General features: G+C 76.5%; 9 protein-coding genes. 6 read left to right on the top strand and 3 right to left on the bottom strand.

The window, feature by feature from the left end:
• Positions 1–313: 313 nt before the first annotated feature.
• Positions 314–748, top strand: coding sequence for a hypothetical protein (locus AB0M03_RS11240; protein WP_363490891.1), 435 nt, complete (start codon positions 314–316; stop codon positions 746–748).
• A gap of 101 nt (positions 749–849) precedes the next feature.
• Here AB0M03_RS11240 and AB0M03_RS11235 read toward each other — a convergent pair whose 3' ends face one another.
• Together AB0M03_RS11235 and AB0M03_RS11230 are read right to left on the bottom strand one after the other, a co-directional pair.
• A complete protein-coding gene (locus AB0M03_RS11235; RefSeq protein ID WP_363490889.1) occupies positions 850–1,488 on the bottom strand; it encodes a hypothetical protein in 639 nt (212 codons plus the stop codon).
• A 391-nt stretch (positions 1,489–1,879) separates the two neighbouring features.
• Entirely contained in the window at positions 1,880–4,180 is a 2,301-nt protein-coding gene (locus tag AB0M03_RS11230; RefSeq protein WP_363490887.1) for a DEAD/DEAH box helicase, read from the bottom strand.
• A gap of 231 nt (positions 4,181–4,411) precedes the next feature.
• On the opposite strand from AB0M03_RS11230, the gene AB0M03_RS11225 reads away from it, so the two are divergent.
• Entirely contained in the window at positions 4,412–6,010 is a 1,599-nt protein-coding gene (locus AB0M03_RS11225; RefSeq protein ID WP_363490885.1) for a DUF4192 family protein, read from the top strand.
• A gap of 40 nt (positions 6,011–6,050) precedes the next feature.
• Here the strand turns inward: AB0M03_RS11225 and AB0M03_RS11220 are convergent, their stop codons facing one another.
• A complete protein-coding gene (locus AB0M03_RS11220; protein ID WP_363490883.1) occupies positions 6,051–7,364 on the bottom strand; it encodes an alpha/beta fold hydrolase in 1,314 nt (437 codons plus the stop codon).
• Between the two features lie 1,022 nt (positions 7,365–8,386).
• Here AB0M03_RS11220 and AB0M03_RS11215 point away from each other — a divergent pair.
• The 4 genes from AB0M03_RS11215 to AB0M03_RS11200 all read left to right on the top strand — a co-directional run bounded on the left by AB0M03_RS11215 (position 8,387) and on the right by AB0M03_RS11200 (position 13,658).
• Entirely contained in the window at positions 8,387–10,396 is a 2,010-nt protein-coding gene (locus AB0M03_RS11215; RefSeq protein ID WP_363490881.1) for a glycogen debranching N-terminal domain-containing protein, read from the top strand.
• A gap of 236 nt (positions 10,397–10,632) precedes the next feature.
• Entirely contained in the window at positions 10,633–11,376 is a 744-nt protein-coding gene (locus tag AB0M03_RS11210) for an NUDIX domain-containing protein (RefSeq protein ID WP_363490879.1), read from the top strand.
• Positions 11,377–11,646: 270 nt separating this feature from the next.
• Positions 11,647–12,849: an ATP-binding cassette domain-containing protein gene (locus AB0M03_RS11205; RefSeq protein WP_363490877.1), complete on the top strand. Its 1,203-nt coding sequence runs from the start codon at positions 11,647–11,649 to the stop codon at positions 12,847–12,849.
• A complete protein-coding gene (locus tag AB0M03_RS11200) occupies positions 12,846–13,658 on the top strand; it encodes a hypothetical protein (RefSeq protein ID WP_363490875.1) in 813 nt (270 codons plus the stop codon). Before AB0M03_RS11205 ends, AB0M03_RS11200 begins: the two co-directional genes overlap by 4 nt.
• Positions 13,659–13,827 lie beyond the last annotated feature (169 nt).

Below are 13,827 nucleotides of genomic sequence, written 5' to 3'. Positions count from 1 at the left end.
GCCGCGTCGGACTGTCGGAGGCCCGCCCGAACGCTCCGTCGGGCGCCCGACAGGTGGGGTGCCCGTGCGCATCCGACCGGCATTTGATAGACATCCGGGTATGCCTGTCTTCCCCGAGGAGCCGGAGATTCACGAGAGTATCCCGGGCCCCGGCGTTCCCTTCCCCCGCAAGTCGGACGCATCCAGCCCCCGTACGCCTTCCGTCAACCCCGCTGCCTCCGGCGTCGTGCCGGGCCAGCGGCCTGCGCCGCCCCGTCCGGCGCCCCGCCCCGCCCCTCCGAGAGCCGCTGGTGCCGCCCCGGCTTCGCGCCCCGTGCCGAAGCCCGGCCCGGGCCCCCGTCGTGCAGCTCCGGCCGTCCGCCTCGTCCCCGCCGGTGCGCAGGACGCGGTCGAGCGTGCCGACGAGACGGTGGACCAACTGCTCGAGGCCGGCCGCAGCCCCGGCGACATCCTGGTGCTCACCGTCGGCGAGCCGCACCCCTGGCAGCAGCACGAGCTGTCCTTCGGCGAGGAGCGCTACTGGGCGCAGCTGGCCGAGGCCGCCGACGTGTTCTACGCCGATGCCGCCACCAAGCGCCCGCTGCGCCGCGATGTCGTGGTGCTGGTGGTGAACGCCGCGGGCGGCAACCGGGTCGCCCAGGCCGCCACCCGTGCCGCCGAGCGCGCCGGTTCGCTGCTGGTGGTGTGCGGCGGCACCGACACGGTCGCGCCGCTGTTCCCGGGTGCGGAGCGGCCCGTTCCCGCCTGATCGCACGGCCCGCTCGAGGTTCGCCCCGCGGTGCCGCCCGCCCTGTTCGGCGGGCGGCCGCGCGGCGTCGTTCGACCCCGGTGGCCCGGTTGCCTCGGCCCTCAGCGCACTGCCGCGTGGCGAAGCGCGCCCAGCGAGGAGACGGCTCCGACGGGTGCCGCCCGGCGCTGCCTGCGTGCCGGCTCGTGCGCGGTGCGCGGCGCCAGCTCGGTGACCGTGTGCAGCGGACCGTCGGCCCACGATCCCGAGTGGGGGTTGCGGCCGCGCCGTCCGTCGCCCAGCGAGTGCCAGCCGGTCGGTGTCAGCGTGATGTACGAGCCGCAGCGCAGCCCGTGCAGTGCGGCGGCGTCGCGCAGGGCCCACATCCAGGCGCCGTCCTGGGGCGTCCACTCCGGTGAGCCGTCGCGGCAGCGCAGCAGCACTGCCGTGCGGATCGGGGCGGACAGCCGCAGGTCGTGCGGGATCACCTGGCGCAGGTGGGAGAGGATCGCGTTGCGGTGCTGCCAGCCGTCGGTGACGTGCTGGCGGGTGCTGAAGGAGGCCGAGGCCACGAGCTGGTGCGACGCGTCCAGGACGGCGATGACCGTCGTGCCGGGCTGCGGCAGGTGCCGTTGGTGCAGCTCGCGGACGAAGTCGCGCGGAGCGCGCAGCAGCGGTATGTCCGACTCGGACCAGGCCTTCGGTTCGATGATCCGTCTGGCGGTGGGAAGACCCCGACCGTGGTCCCTGCGGTTGATCACGATCCTCCTTCCCGGTCCGCCGGCAGCTGCCGCGGCTGTGTGTGGGTACGCCAAACACCGGGTCTTGCGACCAGGTCTTGGGTACGGCCCAATTCTCCCGTCAGATCGGCCCGAGCGGCAATGAGGAAATGACGACCGCCGCCCGAAAACGGCGTTCTGCCGGATATATTCCACCACCTTCCCGGGGCCATTCGCCTGACGGAGGCCCGACGCCCGGGGGAAGCCGGGATTACCGCCCGGTGGCCCGCCGGTGAACGTCCCTGAGTGCCATGATCGAAATGCACGCAGTGCCTCGTCGGCGGCGGTGGAGGCGACTCGTCCGTGGCTCGCCGACGTGCCCGCCCGAGGCCGTGGAGGTGTCCGCAGGCGGCGCCGCCGAACCGGTGACGGCTCAGGCCTGGACGGCGAGCACCAGCGGCAGCACCCCGGTCGCGCCGGCCCGGCGCAGCAGCCGTGCGGCGACGGTCACCGTCCAGCCCGAGTCCACCAGGTCGTCGACCAGCAGGACGGGGCCCTCGGCCGCGGAGAGCGCGGCGCCGAGCTCGTCGGGGACGACCAGCGTGCCGGCCAGCGAGTGCAGGCGCTGGGCGCTGTTGCTGCGCGGGCCGTGCGGCGGGCGGCCCGTCGCGTACTCCACCCGCCCCAGCAGCGGGAGCCGGCCGATCGCGGCGATCCGCGCACCGAGGCTCTCCACCAGCTGCGGCCGTGTGGCGGAGGCCATCGTCACCACGCCGACCGGGCGGGCCGACCGGTTGCCGTCCGGGCCCTCGGGGCCGGCCCAGCCGCCGGGGCCGCGCGCCCAGTCGGCCAGGACGCCGACCAGGGCGTCCACCACCTCGGTGGGGACGGGGCCGTCCGGCGCCGACTCGGCGAGCAGCGAGCGCAGCCGGGTGCCCCAGCCGATGTCGGAGAGCCGCCCCAGGGCGCGGCCGGTCTCGGCCTGCTCGCCGGCGGGGATGCGGCCCTTGAGCGGCACCCCGAGCGTGTCCATCCCCGTCGGCCACAGCCGCCGGGGCTCGAATTCCACGCCCGGCCGGCCGAGCGCCGCCCGGGCCGCCGCCAGCGCCTCGGCCGACACCTCGGCGCCGTGGGCGGGGCCCGCGCAGTTGTCGCACCGCCCGCAGGGGGCGGCCTCCGGGTCGTCGAGCTGGCGCCGCAGGAACTCCATCCGGCAGGCGGTCGAGGCGGCGTACTCGCGCATCGCCTGCTGCTCGGCCTCGCGCGCCGCGGCGACCTTGGCGTACCGCGGCGCGTCGTACGCCCACGGCCGGCCGGTGGCCTCCCAGCCGCCGCGGACCCGGCGGACCGCGCCGTCCACGTCCAGCACCTTGAGCATGGTCTCCAGTCGGTTCCGCCGGAGGTCCACCCGGGCCTCCAGGGCGGCGGTGGACAGCGGGCGGCCCGCCTCCGCGAGCGCGTCGATAGTCCGCCGGACCTGGTCCTCCGGGGGGAAGCCGAGCGAGGCGAAGTACCGCCAGATCGCCTCGTCCTCCCGGCCCGGCAGCAGCAGCACCTCCGCCCGGTCCACCCCGCGGCCGGCCCGCCCGACCTGCTGGTAGTACGCGATGGGCGAGCCCGGGGAGCCCAGGTGCACCACGAAGCCGAGATCCGGCTTGTCGAAGCCCATCCCGAGCGCGGACGTCGCCACCAGCGCCTTGACCCGGTTGGCCAGCAGGTCGGCCTCGGCGCTGCGGCGGTCGGCGTCCTCCGTCCGCCCGGAGTACGAGGCCACCGGATAGCCGCGGGAGCGCAGGAACGCCGTCACCTCGTCCGCCGCGGCGACGGTGAGGGTGTAGACGATGCCGGAGCCGGGCAGCTCGGCGAGGTGGTCGGCCAGCCACGCCAGGCGGTGGGCCGCGTCGGGCAGGGGGAGCACGCCGAGGGTGAGGCTCTCCCGGTCCAGCGGGCCGCGCAGGACCAGTGCGGGCGCAGCGGCCGGCCGGCCCGCCTCCCCGGCGGCGGACCGGTCGGGCGCGCCGGTGCCGAGCTGCTCGGCCACGTCGGCGGTGACCCGGGCGTTGGCCGTGGCGGTCGTCGCCAGGACCGGCACGCCGGGGGAGAGGTCGGCCAGCATCGTCCGCAGCCGGCGGTAGTCGGGCCGGAAGTCGTGGCCCCAGTCGGAGATGCAGTGCGCCTCGTCGACGACCAGCAGGCCGGTGGAGGCGGCGAGCTTCGGCAGCACCTGGTCGCGGAAGTCCGGGTTGTTCAGCCGCTCCGGGCTGACCAGCAGGATGTCGACGGCGCCCGCCGCCACCTCGGCCTGGATCTCGTCCCACTCCTGCGGGTTGGCGGAGTTGATCGTCCGGGCGTGGATGCCGGCCCGGGACGCGGAGTCGACCTGGTTGCGCATCAGTGCGAGCAGCGGCGAGACGATCACCGTCGGGCCGGCCCCGGCAGAGCGCAGCAGGGCGGTGGCGATGAAGTAGACGGCCGACTTGCCCCAGCCGGTGCGCTGCACCACCAGCGCCCGCCTGCGGTCGACCACCAGTGCCTCGACGGCCCGCCACTGGTCCTCCCGGAGCACCGAGGCGGGCCCGGCCAGCTCGCGCAGGACGGCCTCCGCCCGCTCGCGGACAGCGGCACGATCCGCAGGCCCGGCGGCGTCCGGGCCCTCCGCGGCGGAACGGTCGGCTGCGGCGCCGGCCTCTGCGCGGTCGGCGTCGTCGGTGGGGCGGGGAGTGCGCTCGTCCATGGGTTCATGCATACCGCGTTCCGCCGACAATCGGCCAATACGGGGCTGCGCCGGTGGACCGGACGTACGGCGCGGGAGAAATAGTCGGACAGAATGCCTGACATTCGATCAGTTCAATTGAATGGTAGGGGTTTTGCGTTTCGACCGTGGTGGGAGTGCCGGCCGCGGATTTATCCACAGGTTTTTCCACAGGCCGGATCCCGCGGTCGAAATTGCGGCACTCTTCGGGCCATGAACCACGACGAGCACCGCACCCCGTCGGCCGGCCCCCTCGCAGGCCCGCCGACCACCCTCCTCCCGATGCAGATGCGCGGCCCGGCCGACATGGCCGAAATGCTCCCCTACCTGCTCGGCTTCTTCCCCGACGACAGCATCGTCGCCGTCGGCCTGCAGGGGCCCTCCCTCCAGCAGGGCGGCGTCGTCCGGGTCGACATCCCCGAGGACCCTGCGCACTGGCAGCCCGTCGCACGCGATATCGCCGCCCTGCTGATGGACCTCTCCGAGAAGCGCGACCGCCGCCCCGACCAGGTGCTGCTCTACCTCGTACGCGATCCCGTCGACGCCGCCGAGGCACCGGGCGGCGCACCGCCGGGCGGCCACCGGCCGGTGGAGTCGCTGCGCCCGCTCGCCGACCGGCTCGCGGCGGCCTTCCGCGGAGCGGGCGTGGCGGTGAAGGAGTCGCTGTGCGTCTCGGGCGGCCGCTGGTGGTCCTTCCTGTGCACCCGCCCCGGCTGCTGCGACCCCTCCGGCACACCGATCAGACCGTCCCACCTGCCCAGCCCCATCGCGGCCGCCGCGGCCTTCGCCGGCCTGGCGCCGCGGGGCAGCCGCAGGTCCATCGTCGCCGGGCTGGCCCCGGTCGGGCCGCCGGCCGCGGACGTCCAGCGACAGGAGATCGAGCGGGCCGGGCCGGGCTTCCTCCAGGAGCTCGCGGTGGGCCGCGCCCACACGGTCGACCGCACGGGCGCACTGCTCGCCGAGGTGATGGCGGAGTTCCGCGACGGTGCACGCGAGATCGACCCGGAGCGCACCGCCCGGCTCCTGCTGGGCCTGCAGGACAAACTCGGCCGGGACCGCGGCGCGGAGTTCGCCGAGCCGGACGAACTGGCCACCGCCCAGCGCGTCTGGCGGTTCCTCGTCCAACGCTGCGTGAGCCCGTTCGAACACCTCGCCCCGCCGCCGCTCACGCTGCTCGCCTGGACGGCCTGGCTGGCCGGCGACACCGCCACCGCCCGGATCATGCTCTCCCGGGCACTGGAGGTCGACGCCCGCTACACCCTCGCCCAGCTGCTGTACGAGTCCATCAACGGCGGCCTCGCCCCCGAGCGGCTGCTGGAGAGCGTCCGCGAACAGCGCGCGGGCCGCCGCCCGGCAGCGCCCTGCACCGGGCAGAGCCCCGGCGGGACACCCCGGGGGCCGGTCTTCCGAACCCGGCCGACCGGCGGCCCCGCCGAAGGCCGAACGGAGGGCCGCACCGAGGGCCAGGACGCCGACCGGACGCCCGACCGCATCGCCCCCGCCGGCCCCTCCTCCGGCCACCACGAGGGGCACAGCCCCGAACCCGAACCCGAAACCGGGCCCGAACCGGCGGCCGGTCCCCCGGCCGGCCGCGAACCCTCGCACGGACCCGACCCCGCACCGGACGGCGGCGCCGCACCGGTGGCCCGGCCGTCGGGCTGCGGCCGACCCCACGGTCCGGTGCGCCCGCCCGCGCGGCCGCCCGTGCGGGCATCCCGGGGCCGTCCGGCCCCGCAGGCCCGCCCCGGCATCGGCGGAGCCGTCGGGCGGGCCCTCGGACAGCGCCGTGCCCAGCGGCCGACAGGCCGCTGACGTGCGGCCCGATCAGAGGGTCCGGGTCCGGTGCCCGCCGCTACACCTCGCCGCGGGCCATCCGGATCAGACGGTCGAGCACCACCCGGCCGCTCACCCGCAGCGCGTCGTGCTCCCACTCGTTGGTCAGCCAGAACCGCAGGTTGCGCACGGCCCGCGCGGTCTCCAGCGAGTCGGCGGTGTCCACGTACATGTCGTCGAAGTAGACGGCCGCGAACACCGGCACCTCGTTGGCCGCCAGCCGCTCGGGGGAGTACAGGTCGGGCCAGTCGCGGCGCTCCGCGAGCAGCTGCGCCGTCTCGCGCAGCGGCCGGAGCGCCGGGTCGGTCTCGAACATCCAGGGGTAGATCATCTCCCCGGTGAACAGCACCGGAGCGTCCGAGCCGAGCGCGGCCTCGGCGTCGAAGGCGGGGAACTCCTTGCGGACACGCTCGGCGGCCCAGGCCGTGCCCGCCGGGTCCACCGAGCGCTGGCCGTAGATCGACTCGTGCAGCACCGCGTACAGCGGGTTCTGCGCGAAGGACAGCTGCGCCTGCGCCCCGGCGAGGAAGGTGTCGGACAGCTCCGGCCCGTCGACGCCCTCGACCCAGGCCTCCTCCAACAGGTAGTGGAGGGCCCCCGAGCCGCTCCCGGCACCGAGCATCAGGCCCAGGGCCTGGAAGGCCTGCACGGTCAGCAGCCCGCCGTCCGGCAGCGCCGCCGGCCGCTTCGCCAGGTGCGCCGCGATCCTGCGGACGGCGGCCACGTCCTGCGGGTGACGGGCGTAGTGCGCCGCGTTCTTCGCAGCCACCCGTGGGTACGCCGCGCGGTAGACGTCGTCCGCCGAGGCGCGCAGCCCCGCGAGCCCGCCGGTGACGAACGCCTCACGGAGCCTCTCGGGCGCCAGCGACAGGTACGTCAGGGTGCAGAAGCCGCCGAAGCTCTGGCCGAGGAGGCTCCACCTGCCCTGGTCGCCGAGCAGCAGACGGCGGATCAGCTCGGCGTCCCGGACGATCGAGTCGGCACGGAAGTGCGCCAGGTACTCGGCCTGCTCGGCCGGCCCGCCGCGGCGGGCCAGCGTCTGCCGGTTGGCCGGGGTCGACCGTCCCGTGCCGCGCTGGTCCAGCAGCAGCACCCGGTAGTCGTCCAGGGCCCGGTTCAGCCAGTCGTCGCGCCCCAGCGGTCGGCCGGCCTTGCCGCCCGGGCCGCCCTGCAGGTACAGCAGCCAGGGCAGGTCGTCGTGCTCCCGGCCGGAGGCCACGACCTCGCGGGCGTACACCTCGATCCGTTCGCCCTCCGGCCGCTGGTGGTCGAGCGGCACCCGGAAGACGTGGTCCGTGGTGACGATTCCGGGCAGTCGGCCGACGGTGGACATGCAGCTCCTCGGTACGTGCTGGTCGCAGGCGCGGTGCGACGCGCGTCGACCATGTTCCGGGTACGAGCGCCGCCGATCCGCACCGTATCCTGGCGGCGGACGGGAGCCGGTGGGGGAGGGCCACCGAGGTGGCCGAGCCGCTTCCGGCGGCCGGGGCGGGCAGCGTCGACGGGGGTGACGGGGTCGGCCGGGCGGTCGCGCCGGGCCGGCGCGCCACTGCCGCCGTACGGGGCGGCGTGACCTGCGGCACATGCAGGACGTTCACCCAACGGGGCCGGGCGGCACCGCCCGCCCGCAGGCCCTGCACCGAGCCGACGTGCACCGCACCACCGGTGCGCGCATGCCGACACCGGCCGGGCCGGACGGGCAGCGCGGAGCAACGGCCGGTACCGGCCGTGCGGTGCGTGGACGGACCGCCTGCCCCCACCGATCGACCTGCCCCACCGGCAGAGCAGCACACCTGCCCCACCGGCAGAGCAGCACAGACCGCGAACGAGCACGCTCGCGGTCGACCGGCCCAGCAGCAGCCGGCCGACCGAGGGGAGGAGAGATCGGTGACCGTCTCCAGGCCACCACAGCCGGGCGCACCGGCACCGTCGGCGACCACACCGCCGCCGCCCGCGCCCGCCGCACCGCCCACCGGGCCGGTGCCGCCGCCCTCCGGACCTCCGGCACCCCCCGTGCCGCCGGTCCGCCAGGGGCCCGCGGTCCCCCCGGTGCCGTCCGCACCTCCGGCACCGGCGGCGCCGCCAACACCCTTCGCACCCCCGCAACCGGCGGCACCGCCCACGGGCGCCCCGCCCGGGGGTGCAGCGGGGCCGCGTCCGGGCCGAGCACCGGCCGGCGCGCCGCCCGCCGGTCCGCCGCCCGCCGGTCCGCCGACCACCATCCCGCCCTACGGCGTCCCGCTGACACCGACCCCGCCGTACGGCGTGCCGGTGCCGCCCGCCGGGCCCGCCCAGTCGAGACCGCCTGCGCCGCCGCGGCCCCAGACCGCGACCGCCCACGACATGCTGTTCTGCGTGGCAGCCCCGGCGATGGCCGCGTCCGGCATCGACGGGCAGCTCCGCGGGCAGGGGCTCCAGGGCTTCTACCGGTCCGGCATGCGCACCCTGGCACGGATGGAGCTGCGCCTCGGCGGCATCGAGCCGATGCCCCTCCAGGGCGCCCTCACCTCCGCCGCCGAGGCCCGCTTCGTCGGCAGCGTCCGCATCCCCGGCGACCCGGACCCCGACCCGGCACTCACCGTCGAACGCCTGCGCCACGCCGACGGCACGGAGACGGTCACCGTCCGCAACGCGGGCGGCCGCCCGGCCCGCCTGCCGTTGGAGATCACCCTCGGCACCGACCTCGGCCTGCTGGGAGACATCGCGGCCGGCCAGCGCGCCGCCGACCTGCCGAGCCAGGTCCAGTCGTCCGGCCTGCGCTGGTCGGGCGCCGGCCGCAGCGCCACCGTCTCCGCGCGGCCCTCCCCGCACGCCGTACTGGCCGGCGCGGGTGTGCTCCGCTGGGACCTCGAGGTGCAGCCCGGCGCCCGCTGGTCCGTCGAACTGCGCAGCGAACTGGAGAGCGCCCCGGCCGGCAGCCGGCCGCCCACCGGCCGCGGCCAGGGCGTCCCGCTGCCCTGGGCCGAGCCCGAGGTGCGCTGCGACGACGCCCGGGCCGAGCGCCTGGTGCCGAGCTCCCTCGACGCACTGGGTGCCCTGCTCCTCGCCGACGCCGACCGTCCGACCGACCTGTACACGGCCTCCGGCGCGCCGTGGCGGTTCGGCCTCACCCCGGCCGACGCCCTGTGGGCGGCCCGCTGGACGCTGCCGCTCGGCACCCGCCTCGCGGCCGGCACCCTCCGTGCCCTGGCACGCCGTCAGCACACCGGTCGGCCGCCCGGAGCCACCGGCCCGGCAGGTGCGGCCGGAGCGGCCGGGCAGCTCCCGGACGGGCTCGTCCCCGGCCCGATGCGACACGGCGGCCCCGAGCTGCCGCCCTCCTGCACCGCCACGGAGGCCACCCTGCTGTTCGTCACCGTGCTGGCCGAGGCCTGGCGTTGGGGCCTGCCTCGGCACGAGGTGATAGAGCTGCTGCCGGCCGTCGAGCGCGCCCTGGCCGCCCTGCGCAGCTCGGTCGCCGAAGGGCCGGACGGACCCGAGGGGTTCGTCGTCGACCTCAGCCGCTCGCCCGAGGACAGGTCCACCCGCTCGGCCGCGGCCCGCTGCGAGGTGCAGGCGCAGGCCTACCGGGCGGCGCTGCACGGCGCCGAGCTGCTCGCGGCCTTCGCCCGGCCGGGAGCGGCCGAGTGGCGCAGCTGGGCCGCGGCGCTCCGGGAGCGTTTCCGGGAGCGGTTCTGGATCGACGACCTGTCGGGCGGGCGTCCCGCCGCCGCACTGCTCGGCGGCGGGCGGACGGTCCCCGCGGTGGCGTCCTCCTTCGTGCACCTGCTCGACGTCGGCCTCTCCCGGGACGGCGAGCTGCACGAGGGCCTGCTCGACCGGGAGCAGACCCGGCTCCTCGCCCAGCGCCTGACCGCTCCTGAGCTGGACTGCGGCTGGGGCCTGCGGACACTCGGCGGCAAGTCGCCGCGGTTCAATCCGCTCGGCCACCGCAGCGGCGCCGTCCGGGTGCACGAGACGGCGCTGGCCGTGGCCGGCCTCGCCGACAGCGGCCTGGAGCGGGAGGCGGGGCTGCTGCTGGAGGGCCTGCTGGGTGCCGCCGAGCACTTCGACGGCAGACTGCCGGAGATGTACGCGGGGGAGCAGCGGGTGACCGGATGCCCGCCGGTGCCGCACCCGGCTGCGTGCCGGCCCGCCGCCCTGTCGGCGGCGGCCGGGGTCCATCTCGTCCTTTCCATGGCCGGCGTCCGCCCGGACGTGCCGGGCGGGCGGGTGGTCGTCCGCCCGGCCGCCAGCACGCCGTTGGGCGAACTCCAGCTGACCGGACTGCGGGTGGCGGAGGAGCCGTTCTCGGTCCGGGTCAGCCGGATCGGCGTGGCCGTCGTGGAGGAGGCTTCGCCGCAGCTGCAGCTCGGCGCGGGCTGACCCGTTCCCCCGAGGCGTCACCCCGGGGGTGCCCCGCCGAGGGCCTCCCGGGGCACCCGCCCGCGCACAGCACCGGCCGGGGCACTCGCGGCACGTCGGCTCCGCCCCGCCCGCCCCGCCTATCCGGGCCGCTCCACCCGCCCCGCCCGCCCGGGCCGTCCGTTCGGGAGCATCCGGTCGGGCCGGCCTCCCGGTACTCTGTGTTTATCGTCAGAAAGACGACTATGATCGTCGTCATGTCGCGCTATGACCCGTCGGCCTTCCCCCCGTTCGCCGTCACCGTCGACCTGGTGGTACTGACGGTCCGGGACCACGAGCTGTGCGCGCTGCTGGTCCGACGGGGCGAGCCGCCCTTCCAGGGGTACTGGGCCCTGCCCGGCGGCTTCGTGCGCCCGGACGAGGGCCTGGGCGAGGCGGCGTCCCGCGAACTCGCCGAGGAGACCGGGCTGCGTGCGCACTCCGCACCCGGCCAGTCCGCGGCCGGCGTCCACCTGGAGCAACTCGCCACGTACGGCCACCCGCAGCGCGACCCGCGCATGCGCGTGGTCAGCGTCGCCCACCTGGTACTCGCCCCCGACCTGCCCACCCCGCGCCCCGGCGGCGACGCCAGCAGTGCCCGCTGGGCCCCCGTCCGCGATCTGCTCGACGACAGGCCCGCCGACGGCGTCCCGCTCGCCTTCGACCACGGCCGGATCCTCGGCGACGGCGTGGAACGCGCCCGCTCCAAGATCGAGTACTCCTCGCTGGCCACGGCCTTCTGCCCGCCCGAGTTCACCGTCGGCGAGCTGCGCCGGGTCTACGAGGCGGTGTGGGGCGTGGTCCTCGACCCGAGGAACTTCCACCGCAAGGTCACCGGCACCCCGGGCTTCCTGCTGCCGTCCGGCGGAACGACGACCCGCCAGGGCGGTCGCCCCGCCCAGCTCTTCACCGCGGGCGGGGCGACCGTCCTCAACCCGCCGATGCTCCGCCCGGAGGCCTGACCCGCCGCTGCCGCCGGGCCGGCACGCGCCCGGCCGCAGCACGCGGGCCCGGCCCCGGACCGGGGCGACCGGCTGCCCGACGGTCAGTCAACTGTTCCGTTACGTCCCCTGATCGAGTGAGGTAGACGGGCAGCGCTCCCTGTCGGCCGCCGCAATGCCCGGAATCTCCCCCGCCGAGTCCTAGGGTGCTGGCGCGGGCACGCCGGAGCACCACGCTCCGCGGGCCCGCGGCCCACCCGGTCGGCCGAGGCATGGGAGCAGCAGGCAGCGATGATCCAGATCACCGGCTTGACCAAGGTCCACCGGCGGGGCGGCCCGCCGGCGCTGCTCGACCTCACCTTCGACACCCGCCCCGGCACGCTCACCGCCCTCCTCGGCGACGAGGGCGCGGGCAAGAGCACGGCCGTCCGACTGATGGTCGAACTCGAACGCGGCCGCGGTGCCGCCCTCTTCGACGGCCGCACCTACCGCAGGCTCCGCCGCCCGGAGCACACCGTCGGCGTGGTGCTCGAGACCGGCGCGTGGGGCCTCGGCCACCCCGGCCTGCGGGCCGCCGACCACCTGCGGATGCTCGCCGCCGCCATCGGGGCGCCCGCCCGCCGCGCCGACGACCTGCTGGAGCAGACCCGCCTCGCCGGGGTCGCCACCCACCGGCTGCGCACCTTCTCCCCCGGGATGAACCGCCGCCTCGCCCTCGCCGCAGCCCTGCTCGGCGAACCCCGGGCCCTCCTGCTGGACGAGCCCACCGCCGGCCTGTCCCCGCGCAGCACCGAGTGGTTCCAGTCCTTCCTGCGCTCCTTCGCGGCCTCCGGCGGCACCGTGCTGCTCACCACCAGGGCCCCGCAGGAGGCGGCCCTGGCCGATCGCGTGATCACCCTCGTCCGCGGCCGGCAGGTCGCCGACCAGGGCGCGGCGGAGTTCCACGGCACCCGCCTCTGCCCCGAAGTGGTCGTCCGCGGCCCGCAGATGGGGCGCCTCGCGGACCTGCTGCTCGCCCAGGGCGCCCGCGTCCGCGCGGACGGCGGCTCGGGCATCGCGGTCGGCGGCGTGGCCCGCGCCGAGATCGGCGAACTCGCCCACCGCCACGGCATCCTGCTCCACGAACTCGCCGACCGGACGACAGGACGGCCGTTGCCCGCACCGACCCTCCCCGCCGGTTCCGGCCGCTCCGGCCAGACCGTCCGGCTTCGCCGAGCCTCGCTGCCCCAGCCCGCCGTACCCGCGCGCGGCGCCCTGCCGACCAGGGGCGGACCGGTCACGGCGTCGTTCCCCGGCACCGAACCGCCTCCCTCCGGCCGGCCCGTGCCCGTCGCCGGGCCGGCGCCCGCGCCCGCACCGGCGCCCACACCCGCGGAAGCGCCCGCGGATGCGCCCGCCCCCGGGCCCGCGCCCCTGCCGCCGTCGACGCCCGGCCCCTTCCCGTCCGACCGCCCGGTGTCCGGGCCCGACCGCCACCGCAGCGAGGCACCGTGAAGGCCCTGGCGTACGAGGTCCGCAGGCTCCGCAGTGTGCGGTCGACCTGGCTGACGGCTGCGGTCGTCCTGCTGTCCGGTGCCGCGGTGGCCGTCGTGATGGCCCGGCAGCAGCCGGGCCCGTCCCCGGCCGATGCAGTGCGGGCGGTCACCGCGGTGGTTCCGGTGCTGCCGTCGCCGGTCGCGGCGCTCGGGGCGGGTGTCCTCGGCGCGCTGTCCTACGCGCACGAGGTGAGCCACCCGGGCCTGCCCGCTTCCCGGGTCGCGCTGCCGCGCCGGCTCGGGCTGCTCACCGCCAAGCTGCTGGTGGTCGGCGCGGTGTGCCTCGCGCTGTCCGCGGCGACGGCCCTGCTGAACGGGTCGGTGTTCGCCCTGGCCCTGCCCCCGGGGACCGACGCCCGGGAACTGCTCGATCCCGGTGCGCAGGCCGGGGCGGTGCGGCCGCTGGCGCTGTTCGCCGTCCTGGTGGTGCTGTCCGGTTGGGCGGGCCTGCTCGCCACCTGCCTGGTGCGGAACGCCGCAGCGGGCCTGGCCCTGCTCACCGCCCTGGCCGTCCTGGGGGAGCCCCTCGCCGGGCTGCTGCTGCGCAGGACCGACCCGGACGGGGTCGCCGCGCTGCCGGCCGTCAGGGAGGTGCAGGACCTGCTGCCGTTCGAGAACGCGCTGGAGCGGCTGCGGCTCGGTGACGGGCGGGTGGCCGCCGAGGCCGTGCACCTGCCGGTGCCGGTGCTGCTGGCGATGGTGCTGGCCCCGCCCGCTCTGGGCCTGCTCGGTGCGGTCGCCGTCCAGTTCCGGCGCCGGGCGCTCTGACAGGCCGGAAGGAAGACGGGCCGGAGGGACGGGACGGGCCCCGAGGGACGGGACAGCCGGAAGGGGCGCCGACCTCGGCGTTCGTCACCCAGCGTCAATGGAAAGTGCTCCGCGTGATGTTCGAGCGGTCGAATTGGGAGGCTCTGCCTGATAAGAAGTCAATGATCCA

Origin of the sequence: Kitasatospora sp. NPDC051914 (assembly GCF_040680995.1) — a bacterium.
GTDB lineage: Bacteria > Actinomycetota > Actinomycetes > Streptomycetales > Streptomycetaceae > Kitasatospora.
This window is presented reverse-complemented; position numbering and strand designations above follow the sequence as displayed.

Excerpts from the sequence above, each read along its gene's own strand:
- AB0M03_RS11210 (WP_363490879.1), top strand. The coding sequence starts at position 10,633 with ATGTCGCGCTATGACCCGTCGGCCTTCCCCCCGTTCGCCGTCACCGTC.
- AB0M03_RS11225 (WP_363490885.1), top strand. The coding sequence starts at position 4,412 with ATGAACCACGACGAGCACCGCACCCCGTCGGCCGGCCCCCTCGCAGGC.
- AB0M03_RS11220 (WP_363490883.1), bottom strand. The coding sequence starts at position 7,364 with ATGTCCACCGTCGGCCGACTGCCCGGAATCGTCACCACGGACCACGTC.
- AB0M03_RS11230 (WP_363490887.1), bottom strand. The coding sequence starts at position 4,180 with ATGGACGAGCGCACTCCCCGCCCCACCGACGACGCCGACCGCGCAGAG.
- AB0M03_RS11205 (WP_363490877.1), top strand. The coding sequence starts at position 11,647 with ATGATCCAGATCACCGGCTTGACCAAGGTCCACCGGCGGGGCGGCCCG.